Below are 16,247 nucleotides of genomic sequence, written 5' to 3' on the forward strand. Positions count from 1 at the left end.
AATGTCTTATGTAATTACTTCGGCCTGCATAGACGAAAAAGCGGCCGATTGCGTGGATGTATGTCCTGTCGATTGTATCGAGGAAGGTCCGGATCAATATTTTATTGACTCGGATATTTGCATCGAATGCGGTGCTTGCGAAGTTGCCTGCCCGGTAGGTGCGGTATACTATGATACCGATCTTCCGGAAGAAGAAAAACATATGATTCAAAAAGCGGAAAACTTCTACAAATCCAAATAATTGACGATTTGCGATTGGTTCAGCCTGTTGATTTCCAAATCGACAGGCTGTTTATACTTTGAATTCATTTTTACCAAGAAATGTATGGCCCGGATCAGTGAATAGGCGGTGTTAACATGAATCAACAGCTGGATATTTCAACCAGGGACAAAATACTGCAGATGCTGAAAACCAAAGGCGAACTCAGTGCAAAGGAAATTACGGAGTTTATTGGTATCACCAGCATGGCGGTCAGACGCCATATCAACACGCTAGAAAAAGAAGGCTTGATCGAATCCAAGACGATTCGGCAGCCGATGGGAAGACCTTCCGCGATCTATCGTCTGACAGAGCAGGCTGAAGATTTTTTTCCCAACAAGTATCATTCGCTTACGCTGGATCTTCTCGGGGAACTCGAGCAGGATGCAGGGACGGAAATGGTGAACCACCTCTTTGACCGTCGGGGCGATTCGCTGCTGAAAAACCATGCCGGTAAAATGGAAGGCAAGGACTTTGCCGAAAAGGTCGAACAGCTGGCCGAAATTCAAAACGAAAACGGCTATATGGTTGAGCTTCAAAAAAACAATGAAGATGAATATACCTTATTCGAACATAATTGTCCGATATCGCAAATTGCGAAAAAATACAATCATGCGTGCGCCTGCGAGCTGAAGCTGTTCGAATCGCTACTCGGGGCCGAGGTATCCCGCGACGAGTGTCTCGCCATGGGCGATCGAAAATGTGTCTATAAAATCCGCAAAGCCCACCGATGATCCGCAAGGTCTGCCACAAACCTCTCATTTGGGATGAGATCGCTGTGTGTGGATAAGCTTGCGGATCTTTTTTGCGCGATCGGAATGATAAGTTTTTGATTTCAGCCCCGCAATTTCACATACCCCCGGTTCATCCTTCATACCTTGAATTGTGCCATTCTGTTTTTCAGATCCTTTCTTTCGTCTCTTCCGGATTTGACACAAAGGGGGTGGTCATATTCCTCTAATCGTTAGAGCAACTTTCAATGCTACGGGAGCGATCACGTTTACCGGGAATACCCTCGGGCTCAGCCGATCGGACACGACGGGCGTTCCGGGAACGCTCGACAGTATTGGCGCGTTTGCGACGACCAGCACCAGCTCGGTTTTTGGAAGCTATCCGGCAGGAACGACGAACGCTTTTCAGAGCAACAGCTCTTCGGCTGTATTATCCCTTCCCACTGGAAGTACGGTTTTATATGCCGAACTGATCTGGGGCGGATCTTACATTATTTCAGGCAGCGTTAATCTCAGCAGCTCAATTAACAATCCTGTTACGTTTATTACGCCGGCAGGCACGAACAGCGTTACTCCCGATCCGGCAACCGCCAATTCGATAGATTTCGGAAACGGAATGACAGCGTACGTCCGGTCCGCGAACGTTACATCGCTGGTTCAGCAAGGAGGTGCAGGTACTTATACGACCGGCGGCGTAGTGGGAACCATTGTCATCGCTAACGATCCTACAGGAAATCACGCCGGATGGACGCTGGGCGTCATTTACCAGAATCCCTCCCTTCCCTTCCGGAACATGTCGATCCGTGCGGGCGCCGTCCTGGTTCAGGCCAACTCCGACCCGGTTACGACGACCCTGACGGGGTTTGCTACCCCAATTTCGGGCGCGCTGGGGGGCAGAGCGCTGTTCAGCGCCCAGGAAGGCGATGCCAACCGGACCGGTGACCAGGCATTGTTCGGCCCGACATCTAACACGGCTTCCGCCTTGTCGGGCCCTAACAACTTTGCCAACAACTTTTTTGCATCCCAGATTAACAACGATGCCGGCCAATTGAATACGACCGGGACGTTCGGGACCCGCAATCAGACCAACGGAGCGCCCGGAAGCAACATCATTGGGGGCCGGCAGGGCTGGGATATCACGAATGTCGACGTCTCCTCCCGGCTTGTCAACAACCAGTCTTCAGCAGTACTGGTTCTCACGACTTCAGGAGATGCTTATGCGGTAAACGCGAATGCGATTCAGGTGGACATCAACGCGCCGGCCATCACCGTAGCCAAGAGCTCCAGCACGACGACTGCCGTTGTCGGCGATGTCATCACGTATACGGTGACGGTAAGCAATACAGGTACTGCTAATGCCAACAGTGTTGTCCTTTCGGATACACTTCCGGCGGGACTGAGCTTCGTCAGCGGCAGCGTAACGGTTGGGGGCGTATCCCGCCCGACCTACGATATTGTTGCAGGAGCACCGCTAGGGACGTTAAACTTTGGCACTTCAGCAGCGGTCACTTATCGGGCAACGGTAACGGCACAACCATCCTCCAACCAGTTAGTCAACACAGCGAATGCCTCCTTCTCCTTCCAAAGCGTTGCCGGCGGGTCGACGATTACCGGCGTAATCCCATCGAATGCGGTCACTGTTACCGTCGTGTCGCCGGCCCTTACGCTGACCAAAAGCTCCAACCGGACCAATGCGACGGTAGGCTCCACCGTTACATACACCATTTTGGTGGCCAATTCCGGAAATATCGCCGCAAATGTCACGCTCACCGACAACATCCCGACAGGCAGTTCTTTCGTTATTGGCACGTTCACGGTTAACGGAACCGTCATTGCAGGGGCGAATCCGGCAGCTGGGGTCGCGATCGGCAGTATTGGAGCGGGATCATCTGCGACGGTAACGTTTCGGGTACAGGTGAACTCTCTGCCCTCTCCACCGCAGTTTGTCGACCAGGCCGTTGCTGCATATACGTTCACGCCTTCAGCGGGAAGAACGATATCGGGTTCTGCATCGTCGAACACGCTCACGCTCCCGGTAACCCTGCCGAATATTACGGTTACGAAGAGTGCTAATTTCTCGGATATTGCTGTAGGAGAGACGCTGACCTATACGTCTGCAGTAGCCAATAACGGTACAGAAGCCGTGACGAATGCCGTATTCACCGATGCCATCCCTTCTGGTGCCGCCTTCGTATCCGGCAGTGTAACCGTCGGCGGCACAGCGGTGACATCAGCTAATCCCGCCAGCGGTGTATCCCTGGGAACTCTGGCAGCAGGAAGCTCCGTTACGGTAACTTTTCAGATTGCTGTTCAATCCGTCCCCGCATCCGGAGCCTTGTCGAACCAGTCGACCGTAGCGTACAGCTCAGGTGCCTTTCAAGGGACGGCGGTGTCGAACACGATTACGACTCCCGTCTATCAGCCGGTCATCACGATTGCCAAAAGCGCCTCAACCTCAAGCGCCACGGTTGGCGACACGATTACATACACGCTTTTGGTCCGGAACAGTGGAAACCGGACAGCCCAGGTTACACTGACCGATAACATTCCTTCAGGAACCAGCTTCGTAGCGAACTCGGTTACAGTTGGAGGAGCAGCAGTGCCAGGGGCCACTCCAACCGGAGGCATAAGCGCAGGGACCGTGGGAGCAGGGGGCTCCGTTACCGTCACTTTCCAGGTCGTGCTGAACTCGCTCCCTTCTCCGTCGTCGCTGGCCAATACGGCAGCAGCCAGTTATAACTACCAGCTGCCAAGCGGGCGCAGCCTGTCGGGATCGGCAACCTCCAACACCCTGACGATTCCGGCCTCGGCGCCAAATGTGACGGTGGTCAAGAGCGCCAACACGTCGGCGGCGACCGTATCGGACGTTATAACCTACACCATTACAGCGACCAATAACGGGATCGGGCCTGTGAACAATGTCATCGTATCGGACCCGATACCTGAGGGGACATCGTTGATCAGCGGGAGCGTGACGGTAGGCGGAACCCCGGTTCCCGGCGGAAATCCCGCGAGCGGCGTATCCGTCGGATCTTTGGGTGCAGGGGCCTCTGCCGTCGTAACGTTCCAAGTCCGCGTCAATTCCCTGACAGGCACAGGGCAGCTGAGTAACCGGGCCAGCGTCGCTTTTACGTCCGGCACCTTTGGCGGTACCTCCCTGTCCAACACGTTGGTTATCCCCGTCTTCTTGGCGGTCATCAACATCGTGAAATCGGCCAGTACGCTAAACGCCACGGTCGGAGACACGTTTTCCTACCAGCTTCAAGTAAGTAATACCGGCAACACGGCTGCTGCCGTCACGCTGACCGATAATATTCCGCCTGGCTCCGTATTTATTGAAAACAGCGTGCTCATTAACGGCAATCCCGCTCCAGGCGTTAGTCCCGTGACCGGAATTCCTCTGGGTTCTCTCGCGGCAAGCACTGCGGTAACGGTCAGCTTTGTTGTTACGATTACTTCCCTGCCCGCTTCGAGACAGCTTACGGATCAGGCGGCGGCATCCTATACCTATACATTACCGGGCGGCAGGCAAGTTACGGGATCTGCAGCGTCCAATACAGTAACGATTCCTGTAGCGCTTCCGAACGTTAGCGTTGTCAAAACAGCCTCGAGGCCGAATGTTGTCGTTGGGGACGTCCTGACTTTTTCAAGCACAGTCACGAATAACGGAACGTCCAATGTCAACAACGTCAATCTGATCGACAACGTCCCTTCAAACGCTTCGTTTATTCCTCAAAGCGTAATTGTTAACGGTACCTCGCGCCCGTCAGCAGTTCCGTCCGAGGGCATTTCAATCGGTACCCTGACCCCTGGTTCTGCGGCTACCGTAACTTTTGAGGTGAGGATAACCATGCCGATTCCATCGCAAATCAACAACCAGTCAACCGTAAGCTTTACATCTGGCACGTTCTCAGGAACCGCGTCTTCGAATATTACGACGACGCCTGTCATACAACCGCAAATCGCTGTGTCCAAAAGTGCCAATACGAACAATGCCACCGTCGGCGATTCCGTTACTTACACGGTAACGGTCAGTAATAGCGGTAATCTCGGAGCAGCCGTTACGCTGACGGATACGATTCCGGCTTCGACTACGTTTACTCCCAATAGCGTCATCGTAAACGGCTTTCCAATACCGGGCGCATCCCCGGCAGCCGGCATCGATCTAGGGACAATCGCACCCGGAGCAAGCACAGTTGTGACTTTTGTCGTGGTGATCAACTCGCTGCCGAGCCCGCAATTCATCACGAATCAGGCGACGGCCAATTTTACGTATATGCCGCCTGACGGCCGGACGCTGAGTGGCTCCGCATTATCCAACACCGTTACGATTCCCGTATCCGCGCCGAACGTGAGCGTGGTCAAAACGACGGCCACGACTTCGACGACCGTTGGGGATACCCTCGTCTACTCTGTGGCGGTCACCAATCAAGGGATCGAAACGGTCAACAACGTCCAGTTTACCGACAGTATTCCGGCGGGCGCGTCATTTGTGACCGGCAGCGTAACGATTAACGGCACGTCTGCCCCGACCGCGAATCCGTCCTCTGGCATCTCGCTCGGACCGCTAGATCCCGGCGCCACTGTCACGGTAAATTTCAGCGTCACCGTAAATTCCGTTCCCGTCAGCGGGATCATAAGCAATCAGGCAACTGTAACGTTTACGTCAGGGAGTTTCTCGGGACTTGCCAATTCCAACAGCGTGACCACTCCGGTATTCAACGCCGTGCCAACTGTGGCCAAGACGGCAAGTACCGCAAATGCCACTGTAGGCGATACCGTCACGTATACGTTCTCGATCGGGAACACGGGAAATTATCCTGCTCAGATCACGTTAACGGACAATATTCCGTCAGGGACCATTTTCGTCGCAAACAGCGTTCTGGTTAACGGGGCACCGATTCTGGGGGCAAGTCCTAGCACAGGCATACCTGTCGGCGTCGTCAATCCGGGACAGGCGGCGACAGCCGTATTTTCGGTTAATATCACTTCGCTACCATCTCGGCAGCAGCTTGTAAACCAAGGCGCCGTCTCAGGTACTTTTATTCTTCCGGACGGCCGTTCCTTTACCCGGACCGCCGTATCCAATATACTGACCATCCCGGTATCCGCTCCCAACGTTACGATCGTCAAAAGCACGCCGTCAACCGCGCTGACGGTCGGCGATACGGCGACTTACACGACGACGATCACGAACAACGGGATTGAAACGGTCAGCAGCGTCCTATTTACCGACCCGATTCCGCCTGGTGCCGCCTTAGTGCCCGGTTCCGTCACAGTCGACGGTGCACCCCGGCCTGCAGCCAATCCGGCCACAGGCATCATCATCGGCACGATTGCTACGGGGGCAACGGTTACCGTGTCTTTTAACATCACGGTAACCTCGCTGCCAACGCCTGCCCAGCTCGCAAATACGTCTTCGGTCAGCTTTACGTCGGGTACCTTCTCCGGGGTCACCTTCTCCAATACGGTTACTACCCCGGTATTTGAGCCGATCTTCACCGCGCAAAAGACCGCCAACACGACCAATGCAACCATCGGCGATACGGTCGTATTTACCGTTAGCATGAACAATGCAGGCAATTTCGGCGCGGCCGTCACTTTAACGGACACACTACCTGCCGGAACGACTTTTGTGCCAAACAGCGTAATTCTCAACGGCCAGCCGGTGCCAGGAGCCGATCCGGCCTCAGGAATTCCCCTTGGGGTTGTCGTGACAGGTGCGGTCGTCACGTTCTCGGCAGTAGTTATTGATGCGGTACCGCCAACCCAGCAGCTGACCAACCAAGCGACCGCAGCCTTTACCTTCACGCTTCCGGACTCCCGGGTCATCAACGGTTCTTTTGCCTCCAATACGCTGTCGATTCCGGTATCTGCGCCAAACGTCGCCGTCGTCAAAGCTTCCGGTGCCGCTGAAGCTTCGGTGGGCACGGTGGTTCCTTATACCATCACTGTAACCAACAATGGAATTGAAAATGTCACCAATGCAGTCTTCTCGGATATGATCGCCGCAGGGAGCCAGTTTGTAACGGGCAGCGTAACGGTTAACGGAACTGCTCAGCCCTCGGCCAATCCGGCGGCTGGCATTCAGCTGGGTACGATCGCCCCTGGTGCAGTAGTAACCGTGATGTTTAACGTAACCGTCCTGTCCATCCCTGACGACGGCAACCTGACCAACCAATCGTCCGTAACGTTCAATTCTGGTGCATTCACCGGCACCGCGTTCTCCAACGTTACGTCCGTCCCTGTCTATCAGGCAATTATCAGTGCCAATAAAACGGCCAATACGACGAACGCCACGGTTGGAGATACGATCGTGTATACGGTAACGCTGACGAATACAGGCAACATTGCGGCGACAGGAACATTAACCGACCCTGTTCCGAGCGGAGCTGTCTTTGTCCCTAACAGTATTCAGGTAAACGGCGTGCCGCTGCCAGGTGCGGACCCGTCAACCGGATTCTCCGTCGGCACGATCAATCCTGGCCAGACCGTCCATGTGACCGTTACCATGGAAGTTACGGTGGATACCCTGCCAAACCCGCAGCAGCTCGTGAACCAGGCAACCGTGAACTTCTCCTTTACGCGTCCGGACGGGGTGGTCGTTACCGGAACTTCCCTATCCAACGTACTGACGATTCCGGTTTCGTCGCCTGACGTTTCCGTCGTCAAAAGCACACCGTCCGTTGACGCGGTCGTCGGAGACATCATTACGTACTCTATTGCCGTCACAAATAACGGAATCGAAGCCGTCAACAGCGTCGTGCTTGTTGACCCGGTACCGACAGGTTCGGCGTTTGTACCAGGCAGTGTTACGGTCGCCGGAACGCCTAGACCGACCGCCAATCCGAATACTGGCATTACAGTCGGCATCATCGGGGCTGGAGACACCGTGATCGTGACGTTCCAGGTACAGGTGACGACCCTATGAAGTCCGGGCTGACATCTGATTTTATTTTAAAAAATCAAACCATGGTCCGCTTTAGCGTTGGTGGAGCTGAGTCGGTAGCCTACTCCAATACCGTCGATACGCCATGGATCGGTCCATTGCTGAAGTTCAGCAAGTTTGTCCAAAATAGCATCGTTTCGCTGAATCAAATGGTGACCTACAGCTTTTCAATACGCAATGATGGCAATCGCGAAGCCGGCTTGATCTTGTACGATCCGCTGCCAGCCGGTTTGTCGTTTATTCCGAATAGTGTCTTGAAGAACGGCGCCCCCGTCCCGGGGGCTCAACCCGGTTCAGGTATCGATCTCGGCATGCTGGGGCCTGATGCTTCAGTGTATGTTGTGTTTCAGGCGATCGTGGTGGCGATCCCCCCATCGCTGCAAATCACCAATGAAGGACGCGCTGAGTACTCGTTCCAATCCCTCGGGGGAAGAACGGTACGCGGCTCCATCGCCTCCAACCCGGTGACGCTGTCCGTACTACCTTCTTCCGTATCGCTGATCGCCGACGTCAGCACCTTCCAAACATTTATCGGGGATATACTGTTCTACGAACTTCTGGTGACGAATCAAGGGAGTGTACCGCTATCCAAAGCGGTGATCTTTATTACGCTCCCACCGGGATTAACATTTGTACAGGGCAGTGTCGTCATCAATGACGTCCTGTACCCGGACGTACAGCCCGAAAATGGAACTCCGATTGGGACGATCGCTCCCGGCGCTTCCATCCGCATCAGGGTCAGCTTAAGAGTCGGGATGGTGGACACCGATTCTGTGGTCATCCAAAGCTGCTTGAAGTATTACATTGATGGGATGGAGTATAAGGCCATGGCCAATGAGCTTCAAGTGAACGTGATCAACCCTGAAGTCAGTCTCAGCAAGAAGTCAAACAGAAACCGGGCAACCATCGGCTGTATGATCGGTTACGAATGTACGGTGCAAAATACGAGCAGCCAAGCAGTAGATGCAACGCTGCAGGATGCGTTTCCCCAGGGATTATCCCTCGTTCCGGGCAGCGTCCGGCTAAATGGTCAAAACTTGGAAGGATCACCATTGATGGATGGGCTCTTCCTGGGGACCCTTTCTCCGGGGCAGCAAGTAAGCATCACTTATGAAGCAAGCGTTGACCCGTTTATACCGTCTGCAGCCCCGCTGCGTGTACCAAACGAAGCAACCGTCTCTTACGCCTTCCACCTGCCCGACGGCCGGATCGTCCGCCAGCGCACCTCACCCGAAACGGCCATGGTGGAGCTGTTGGCCCCCAGCCTGACCGCAACGGCACATGCCGCCCATTACGTACTTGAGCCAGGGGATGAACTGCTGATTACCGTTAAACTGTATAACCGTGGAAGCTTAGGAGCGTCCGTGGTTCTCATCGGCTGGATGCAGGATCCCATTCTTTTTCAGGCAGGCACCGTGATCGTAAACGGCAAAGCGGTTCATCCTCCCCAGGATGTCCTGTTGGGCTCCGTGGACCCTGGCGGTTCACTGACGTTCAGGTATACAGCCAAGGTTCCCGATCCGGTGGACGGACAGCTTGAGGAAATAAACGGCTATTTTCTGTTCCGGACCCTGGCGGAAGTCGACGGATGCGTCTATGAACGGGAATGGGTATCCGAAACGATCAGCATTACCGTCAACACAGAAGATGAATAAAAGCAAAAACAGCGAATGCCGATCCTATCGATCGCATTCGCTGTTTTGTCATTCGTTCATTTTTCGAGGAGTGGTTCATACATTGCCAAGTGGCTGATTATCCCCGGAACTGCTTCAAAAATTGCACCGCTTTGGAAATGTCCGCCTCCGGATCCTCCCCGACCTCGCGCTCAATGGTCAAGTATCCTTGATAGCCGATATCTTTCAGCGCCTGCAAATAGCTCTGCCAGTTCACGCTGCCTTCGCCCAGCGGCACTTCGCGGAAATACTGTCCTTCTCCGGGAACAAAAGTATTGTTCTCATTGGCCGGCGGCTCGAAGCCAAGTGTTTCATAGATGTAATAGGCAGGTACTTCTTTTAAACGGATACCGTCTTTGGCGTGGGTATGTACGATGTAATCCTTCAGGTTGTGCACCCCTTCAGCCGGATCGTCGCCGGTAACCATAACCATGTTTGCCGGGTCGAAGTTGACGGATACGCCCTTCGAGCCAAGTCCGTCGAGGAAATCCTTCAGTCGTGCGGAAGGCTCAGGGCCCGTTTCGATCGCAAAGAAAGCGTTCATGCTGGTGGCATAAGAAGCCAGTTCCTCGCATGCATCGTGCATCGTTTGGTAGATTTCGCTGTTCTTGTCCTCTGGTACAAGTCCGATATGCGTCGTGACTACGCTGGTTCCGAGTTCTACCGCCAGATCGAGAATCCGCTTGGACTTCTCGATTTTCTCCGCGTTGACCGTCTTATCCTGGAAACCGTATCCGCCGAGGTCGCCCACCAGCGCCGAAATTTCCAGTCCCAGCGACTCGATATAGCTCTTCAGTTCCTTGCGCTGCGCCGCAGACAGGTTAGCCGGGTCCATTTCACCGCTCACGGCATAGATCTGCACGCCGTCCGCTCCTACCTTCTTCGCCTTGGCCAGTCCTCCCCGAACCCCGACCCGAAAGCTGTCGACAATAACGCCGATTTTATTGTTCATTCCAGTCACCTCTCCCTTGTTTATGCTGAATCTTATAAAAGATTGGCTGCTTTGATTCCAGGCCTATACCTCGTTCCAGAAGCGTTTGACGTTCTCCAGGCCGATTTTTGTGCCCTGAAAGCTGTCTTCCATTCCTTCAAACTCGATCGAGAAATACCCGTCAAATCCGGATTCCTTGATGATCCGAATCGATTCGCGCAGGTTGATGTCTCCGTGCCCCGCAATGGCACCTCTCAGGAAATTCCCGCTGGCCGTGCGGAACCAACCGTCACCCGGATTAAGGGCGGCTGGCCGCAAATAAAAGTCCTTGATGTGCACCATGGAAGCATAAGGAATGTTGTTCTTGACGGCGGCCACCGGATCTTCGTCCGCGCACATAAAATTGCCCACGTCCAGCGTCGTCCGGAAGTTCGGCCGATCCACGGCTTGAACCAGCGTCTGTACCCGGTCGCTTGCCTGGATATAATAACCGTGGTTTTCCACGCTTGTCGTAATGCCATACTGCGCCGCATAATCGGCGATTTCGCGGCATGCCTCCGCCAGACGTCCAACCTCCTGGTTGAACTGTTTGATGGATGTGTCTTGGCGGCTGGCTACGTCATGGCGCATCAGCTTCACGCCAAGGCGTGCGGCGATGTCCACTTCTCCTTTGACACGCTCGATTTCCTTACGGTAAGCCTCCTCGGTGTCCACAGCGAAGTTAGCGCCGATCGCATAGTTGGATACGTCGATTCCGACTTCCTTCGCCTTGGCCACGATCTGATCCACCAGCTCCGGATTCCCGGTCAAGGTGTATCCGATCGGAACGATTTCCACATGTTCTCCGCCCATCTCGGCGATTTTCTCGATCGCGCCCAGAACCGTGATTTCACCCGATTGAATCGGACGGTACAGGCTGTATGTGCTTACTCCGATTTTCATAGCTGAATTTCGACTCCCTTCTCAGAGGATTCGTAAATGCCGTTCAGAATTTTCATCATTTCCACGCCGTCGTCGACCGTGGCGATCGGCTCCGTGCCGTTTTTAATATTTTCGATAAAATGATTGATTTCGTTCTGGAACGCGGCGGCAAAGTTAAAGCCTTTATGGTCCACCTGCGGCTCAATGTTCAGGATCGTATCGTTTTTCTCTGTGACGATGACCAGAGCCGGATCGATTTCGAAGCCGCCATTCGTACCAAACAGCTTGATCGCCGCTTCATCCTGCTTCGCATGCAGGGAAAAGCTTACGTCCACGAGCAGCGACGCTCCGTTCTCAAAACGGATCAAGGCGTTCGCCATATCTTCTACGGTGTTTTTGCTGGCGTCATAGTCGGCCGCTTTGTAAAAAGAATAGTTCTTCACATGGCTGCGGTTGCCCAGCTTGTGGTATACGTTGCCGGACACCGATTTCACTTTCGGCTTGCCCATCATATACCAGCACAGGTCAATCGCGTGCACGCCGATGTCGATCAGCGGCCCGCCGCCGGAACGCTCCTTGTCGGCGAACCAGCCGCCCGGATTGCCCACACGGCGCAGGAGCGAGGCTTTGGCGTAGTACAGCTCACCGATTTCGCCGCTCTCCATAAAGCTCTGCAGCACGGCGACGTTCGGGTCAAAGCGGCGCACATAGCCTACTTGGAACACTTTTCCGCCGGCATGCGCGGCTTCCTGAATCTGAAGCGCTTCCTCAACCGTTCTGCACAGCGGCTTTTCCACCAGGACATGCTTGCCCGCTTTGGCGGCCGCAATGCTGATTTCGGCATGCTGGTTGTTCCATGTGCAGATGCTCACGGCATCGACATCAGGGTCAGCCAGCAGTTCATGATAGTCGGTATATGTTTTCTGAGCTCCGTATTTCTGGGCAGCGGCCTTGGCTCTTTCCCCGTTCAAATCGCAGATCGCGACGATCTCCGCCTCCGGGTTGTTTTGATACGAGTTCAAATGGGACTCCGAAATGGACCCTGCTCCGATTACAGCTACTCTTACTTTATCCATGCGTTTTCAACTCTCCTTTTGGTTCTCGCATTTGGCTTCCAAATGTAGATTGAACCCGTGCAGTCCTTCCTGCGCGTGAATGTCACCCATAAAAAGGCAAGCACGATCAGGCCATTATGGTGTAAAAAAATTAGTTCAACCTATATATATTGAATTATAATAAGAACAGGCGGAACTGCCATGAAGAGCTATGCTAATAATTTATCTTATTGTGCGATTTTGAGGTGACTTGGATGGATAGACCCCTTGCTCTGCTGGAGCCGATGGATATGCCTGACCGTTTTTTTCCGATGAAGATCCATTATTGTACCGCCAAGGAATACGGGAAAACGCTGTTTACCCATCATTGGCACAATCATATGGAGTTTCTGTATTTTACCAAAGGCTCCGCGCTCATCGAGCTGAACTCGGTTCCTTATGAAGTTCAAGCGGGTGAGATGGTGGTCGTGAACAGCAACGACCTGCATTACGGGGTATGCCTGTCCGATGATTTGGTCTATTATGCGATGATCGTCGATATCAAGCTGCTGCAGAGCCAGACACCGGACGCTGTCGAAACGAAGTTTATTACGCCGATTACGCAGAACCAGATTATGTTCGCAAGCAAGATTTCCGGCGATCCGGAAATTACCGAGTGCGCCACGTCTCTAATCCGGGAAATGGACGAACGGGAACTCGGCTATGAGCTGTCGATCAAATCTTATCTGTACCGTCTGCTAGCCATACTGCTGCGCCGTTACGGCAAAGATACGCTTTCTCCGGAAGAGAGCCTGTACAGGCTGAAAAATTTGGAGCGGTTTACCCCTATTTTTCAATATATTGAGGAGCATTACCAAGAAGAACTGTCCGTCGATCTGCTTGCCGGGCTGGCCGGCCTCAGCCGTTTTCATTTCAGCCGCCTGTTCAAGGAGCTTACGGCGCGGACGGTAACCGAATACGTCAACACGCTTAGAATCAACAAATCCGAATACCTGCTGCGCAACTCCAGAATGAACATTTCGGAGATTGCCCTGTCTTCCGGCTTCAAGGACATCTATTATTTCAGCCGGGCCTTCAAAAAATACAAGCATGTATCCCCCTCGGAGCTCCGAAAGAGCTTCAGCGTATAGAAAGCAATGGCTTCAGGAATGCTTCCTGTGTTCGGATAAAACAGGCAAAAGTGCGTCAAATCTGGGAATTTCGCCCGAAAAAATATCGACAAATAGGTCCTGCTAAGTGATAATAGACATGTTAAGCAGAATATATAAACATAAAGTGTTCTGCCAAATGCAGGAGGAGGAAATCACAGTTGGATCCACATTCACCAGACCCGTATCAACATTTTCAGCCGCAGCCGCCAATGACGCCGCCCAAGACGAATGGCAAAGCTATTGCCTCAATGGTGCTCGGCATCCTAAGCGTAATGATTTTGTACATAGGATTTATCCTGGGGATTCTGGCGATCATCTTTGCCGCCCTTTCTTTTAAGGAACTCAAACGGGGGTATGAACAAGGAAAAGGCATGGCGATTGCCGGGCTCGTGTGCGGGATTATCGGCGTGCTCCTATGGGGCCTGATTCTGCTCTTCGTCGTGCTCGCGGTCGCGTTCTTCGGATCGGATATCGACTCGTCCACTTTATATGACGTCATGTCTACCGTACCAAGATTGAAAACGGCATAACTCCCGTCCGAACGGGTACACAAAAAGGAATGAGGCATCCCGTAGCCCATTCCTTTTTCTGTTATTAAAAATTTTGTGCGTTTTCTGCGCTTGTTTGGCGTTCCACGGACCGAGCGCTGCGTTGCTCGGCCAGCTGATTTATGTCAATCCCTTCGTCTCCGCGACCGCATTGGCGGACATGATCTTTAATTTACGGATCATGTCATCGGTCTCCTCGGAGGTCAGGCCGCTCGAAATGATATCCGTCCATGCCTTCAGCTTCGACCTGATAAACTTCCGCTTCTCCAGCCCTTTCTCGGTCAGGGTCACCAAATATGCCCGGCTGTCCTGAGGATCCCGGATCCGCTTGACATAACCGAGCGCCTCCAGCCTGCTGATTGCCCGTGCTGTCGCCGCTTTGTTGATAAACAGGTTGGCCGACAGCTTCTCCTGCGATACCCCGTCCTCGATATACAAGTTGACCAAGAAAATGTACTCCGACGAATTAATGTCATGCTCCTTCAATTCCCGGTTCAAATAGATTTGAAACTGGCGGTGCAGCACCGATATCCACCTGGAAACACTGCCTGTCTGCTCCAATACTCTTCACCTCGAAATAATTGTTTACTAATCAACTACATATGCTGAAGTATACCTTGATTTAACAGCTTGGTCAATGAAACCGGAAGCAATATAAAAAGCCTGGAACTTCTGCAAGTTCCAGGCTCCAGCCAGTAGGGCTTATTCTGTGATGATGCCGTACACCAGTGTTGGCGCTTCGGCATGATCGGAGATTCGGATATTTTCGTAAATCTTGGCGATGACGTCGTCCACGTTTTCGCGGTTCGCATGGATCGTGACGAGCGACTCACCCTTCTTCACGGAATCCCCGATCTTCTTGTTCAGCATCAGGCCGACGGCCAGATCGATCTCGGATTCCTTGGTCGCGCGGCCGGCACCCAGCCACATGGCCGCCGTACCGATCTCGTCGGCGACGATTTCGGCGACTACGCCGTCTTCCTTCGCCGGTACTTCGATCTGGTATTTGGCCTGCGGGAGATTCTCCGGATGGTCGACGACATCCGGGTTGCCGCCCTGGTTCTTGATGAACTCCTTGAATTTCTCCAGCGCTTTGCCGTTCTTGATGACTTCCTTCAGCTTCTCTTCGGCTTCTTCCAGGGAACTGGCTTTGTTCGCCAGGAACACCATTTGGCGGCCCAGGGCGAGGCAGAGCTCTTCGAGATCCTTCGGTCCTTTGCCCTGCAGCGTATCAATGGCTTCCTTAACTTCCAGTGCATTGCCGATCGCGAAGCCGAGCGGCTGGCTCATGTCGGAAATCACGGCCATCGTTTTACGGCCGACGTTGTTGCCGATGCTGACCATGGCGTGAGCCAGTTCCTTGGCATCGTCCACTGTTTTCATGAAAGCGCCGGCTCCCGTCTTAACGTCGAGCACGATGGCATCTGAGCCTGCGGCTATTTTTTTGCTCATGATCGAGGAAGCGATCAGCGGGATCGAGTTGACTGTGCCGGTCACGTCGCGCAGCGCGTACAGCTTCTTGTCGGCCGGCGTCAGGTTACCGGTTTGCCCGATAACAGCGATTTTGTCCTGGTTCACCAGACGAACAAATTCTTCGCGGTCGATCTCCACGTGGAATCCTTCAATCGCCTCCAGCTTGTCGATCGTACCGCCGGTATGGCCCAGACCGCGGCCAGACATTTTGGCCACCGGAATGTCCAGCGCCGCTACGAGCGGTGCCAGCACCAACGTCGTCGTATCGCCCACACCGCCGGTGGAGTGCTTGTCGACCTTGACGCCTTCGATGGCGGACAGGTCAATCGTGTCGCCGGAATTCACCATAGCCATGGTGAGATCGGCGCGCTCGCGCTGCGTCATGTTCTGGAAAAATACAGCCATGGCCCACGCGCTCATTTGGTAATCGGGGATATCCCCTTTGGTATATCCATCAATAATGAAATTAATTTCTTCCGTGGACAGCTCGCCGCCGTCCCGTTTCTTCTCAATCAAGTCAACCATTCTCATCGGATGTCTGCCTCGCTTTCCATGG

Annotated in this window: 11 protein-coding genes; 6 read left to right on the forward strand and 5 right to left on the reverse strand. The window is 53.5% G+C overall.

The features are described from left to right. The first annotated feature begins 1 nt into the window (after window position 1). The 4 genes from GCU45_RS02905 to GCU45_RS02920 all read left to right on the forward strand — a co-directional run bounded on the left by GCU45_RS02905 (window position 2) and on the right by GCU45_RS02920 (window position 9,594). The gene (locus tag GCU45_RS02905) at window positions 2-241 is read left to right on the forward strand and encodes a ferredoxin family protein (protein WP_076171713.1); all 240 of its coding nucleotides are present in this window, start codon (window positions 2-4) and stop codon (window positions 239-241) included. 116 nt (window positions 242-357) lie between these two features. Further along, complete coding sequence (locus GCU45_RS02910; RefSeq protein WP_152398005.1) at window positions 358-993, forward strand: helix-turn-helix transcriptional regulator; 636 nt, start codon at window positions 358-360, stop codon at window positions 991-993. Window positions 994-1,606: 613 nt separating this feature from the next. Then, window positions 1,607-7,921, forward strand: coding sequence for a DUF7507 domain-containing protein (locus GCU45_RS02915; protein WP_244364410.1), 6,315 nt, complete (start codon window positions 1,607-1,609; stop codon window positions 7,919-7,921). Then, a complete protein-coding gene (locus GCU45_RS02920; protein WP_152398007.1) occupies window positions 7,918-9,594 on the forward strand; it encodes a DUF11 domain-containing protein in 1,677 nt (558 codons plus the stop codon). Before GCU45_RS02915 ends, GCU45_RS02920 begins: the two co-directional genes overlap by 4 nt. 97 nt (window positions 9,595-9,691) lie before the next feature. On the opposite strand, the gene GCU45_RS02925 is transcribed toward GCU45_RS02920, so the two are convergent. From GCU45_RS02925 to GCU45_RS02935, 3 genes are all read right to left on the reverse strand, one after another. Beyond that, the gene (locus GCU45_RS02925; protein ID WP_152398008.1) at window positions 9,692-10,564 is read right to left on the reverse strand and encodes a sugar phosphate isomerase/epimerase family protein; all 873 of its coding nucleotides are present in this window, start codon (window positions 10,562-10,564) and stop codon (window positions 9,692-9,694) included. A 63-nt stretch (window positions 10,565-10,627) separates the two neighbouring features. Next, window positions 10,628-11,485 (reverse strand): sugar phosphate isomerase/epimerase family protein, encoded by an 858-nt coding sequence (locus GCU45_RS02930; RefSeq protein ID WP_076171703.1) that lies wholly within the window; start codon window positions 11,483-11,485, stop codon window positions 10,628-10,630. Beyond that, window positions 11,482-12,540: a Gfo/Idh/MocA family protein gene (locus tag GCU45_RS02935; RefSeq protein WP_152398009.1), complete on the reverse strand. Its 1,059-nt coding sequence runs from the start codon at window positions 12,538-12,540 to the stop codon at window positions 11,482-11,484. Before GCU45_RS02935 ends, GCU45_RS02930 begins: the two co-directional genes overlap by 4 nt. A gap of 233 nt (window positions 12,541-12,773) precedes the next feature. Here GCU45_RS02935 and GCU45_RS02940 point away from each other — a divergent pair, with 233 nt between their 5' ends. Then, on the forward strand, window positions 12,774-13,649 hold the full coding sequence (locus tag GCU45_RS02940; RefSeq protein WP_076171697.1) for an AraC family transcriptional regulator: 876 nt from the start codon (window positions 12,774-12,776) through the stop codon (window positions 13,647-13,649). 230 nt (window positions 13,650-13,879) lie between these two features. Then, on the forward strand, window positions 13,880-14,200 hold the full coding sequence (locus tag GCU45_RS02945) for a DUF4190 domain-containing protein (RefSeq protein WP_152402741.1): 321 nt from the start codon (window positions 13,880-13,882) through the stop codon (window positions 14,198-14,200). A gap of 138 nt (window positions 14,201-14,338) precedes the next feature. On the opposite strand, the gene GCU45_RS02950 is transcribed toward GCU45_RS02945, so the two are convergent. Both GCU45_RS02950 and GCU45_RS02955 read right to left on the reverse strand, forming a co-directional pair. After that, window positions 14,339-14,779 (reverse strand): MarR family winged helix-turn-helix transcriptional regulator, encoded by a 441-nt coding sequence (locus tag GCU45_RS02950; RefSeq protein ID WP_105442369.1) that lies wholly within the window; start codon window positions 14,777-14,779, stop codon window positions 14,339-14,341. 141 nt (window positions 14,780-14,920) lie between these two features. Continuing rightward, window positions 14,921-16,222, reverse strand: a complete 1,302-nt coding sequence (locus GCU45_RS02955; protein WP_152398010.1) for a pyrimidine-nucleoside phosphorylase — start codon at window positions 16,220-16,222, stop codon at window positions 14,921-14,923. Between the last annotated feature and the right edge of the window lie 25 nt (window positions 16,223-16,247).

The organism is Paenibacillus cellulositrophicus, from assembly GCF_009363095.1.
GTDB lineage: Bacteria > Bacillota > Bacilli > Paenibacillales > Paenibacillaceae > Paenibacillus_AQ > Paenibacillus_AQ favisporus.

What these genes read in the sequence shown, in the direction of transcription:
- GCU45_RS02905 (WP_076171713.1), top strand. Translation starts at nt 2, where the DNA reads ATGTCTTATGTAATTACTTCGGCCTGCATAGACGAAAAAGCGGCCGAT.
- GCU45_RS02910 (WP_152398005.1), top strand. Translation starts at nt 358, where the DNA reads ATGAATCAACAGCTGGATATTTCAACCAGGGACAAAATACTGCAGATG.
- GCU45_RS02915 (WP_244364410.1), top strand. Translation starts at nt 1,607, where the DNA reads ATGACAGCGTACGTCCGGTCCGCGAACGTTACATCGCTGGTTCAGCAA.
- GCU45_RS02920 (WP_152398007.1), top strand. Translation starts at nt 7,918, where the DNA reads ATGAAGTCCGGGCTGACATCTGATTTTATTTTAAAAAATCAAACCATG.
- GCU45_RS02925 (WP_152398008.1), bottom strand. Translation starts at nt 10,564, where the DNA reads ATGAACAATAAAATCGGCGTTATTGTCGACAGCTTTCGGGTCGGGGTT.
- GCU45_RS02930 (WP_076171703.1), bottom strand. Translation starts at nt 11,485, where the DNA reads ATGAAAATCGGAGTAAGCACATACAGCCTGTACCGTCCGATTCAATCG.
- GCU45_RS02935 (WP_152398009.1), bottom strand. Translation starts at nt 12,540, where the DNA reads ATGGATAAAGTAAGAGTAGCTGTAATCGGAGCAGGGTCCATTTCGGAG.
- GCU45_RS02940 (WP_076171697.1), top strand. Translation starts at nt 12,774, where the DNA reads ATGGATAGACCCCTTGCTCTGCTGGAGCCGATGGATATGCCTGACCGT.
- GCU45_RS02945 (WP_152402741.1), top strand. Translation starts at nt 13,880, where the DNA reads ATGACGCCGCCCAAGACGAATGGCAAAGCTATTGCCTCAATGGTGCTC.
- GCU45_RS02955 (WP_152398010.1), bottom strand. Translation starts at nt 16,222, where the DNA reads ATGAGAATGGTTGACTTGATTGAGAAGAAACGGGACGGCGGCGAGCTG.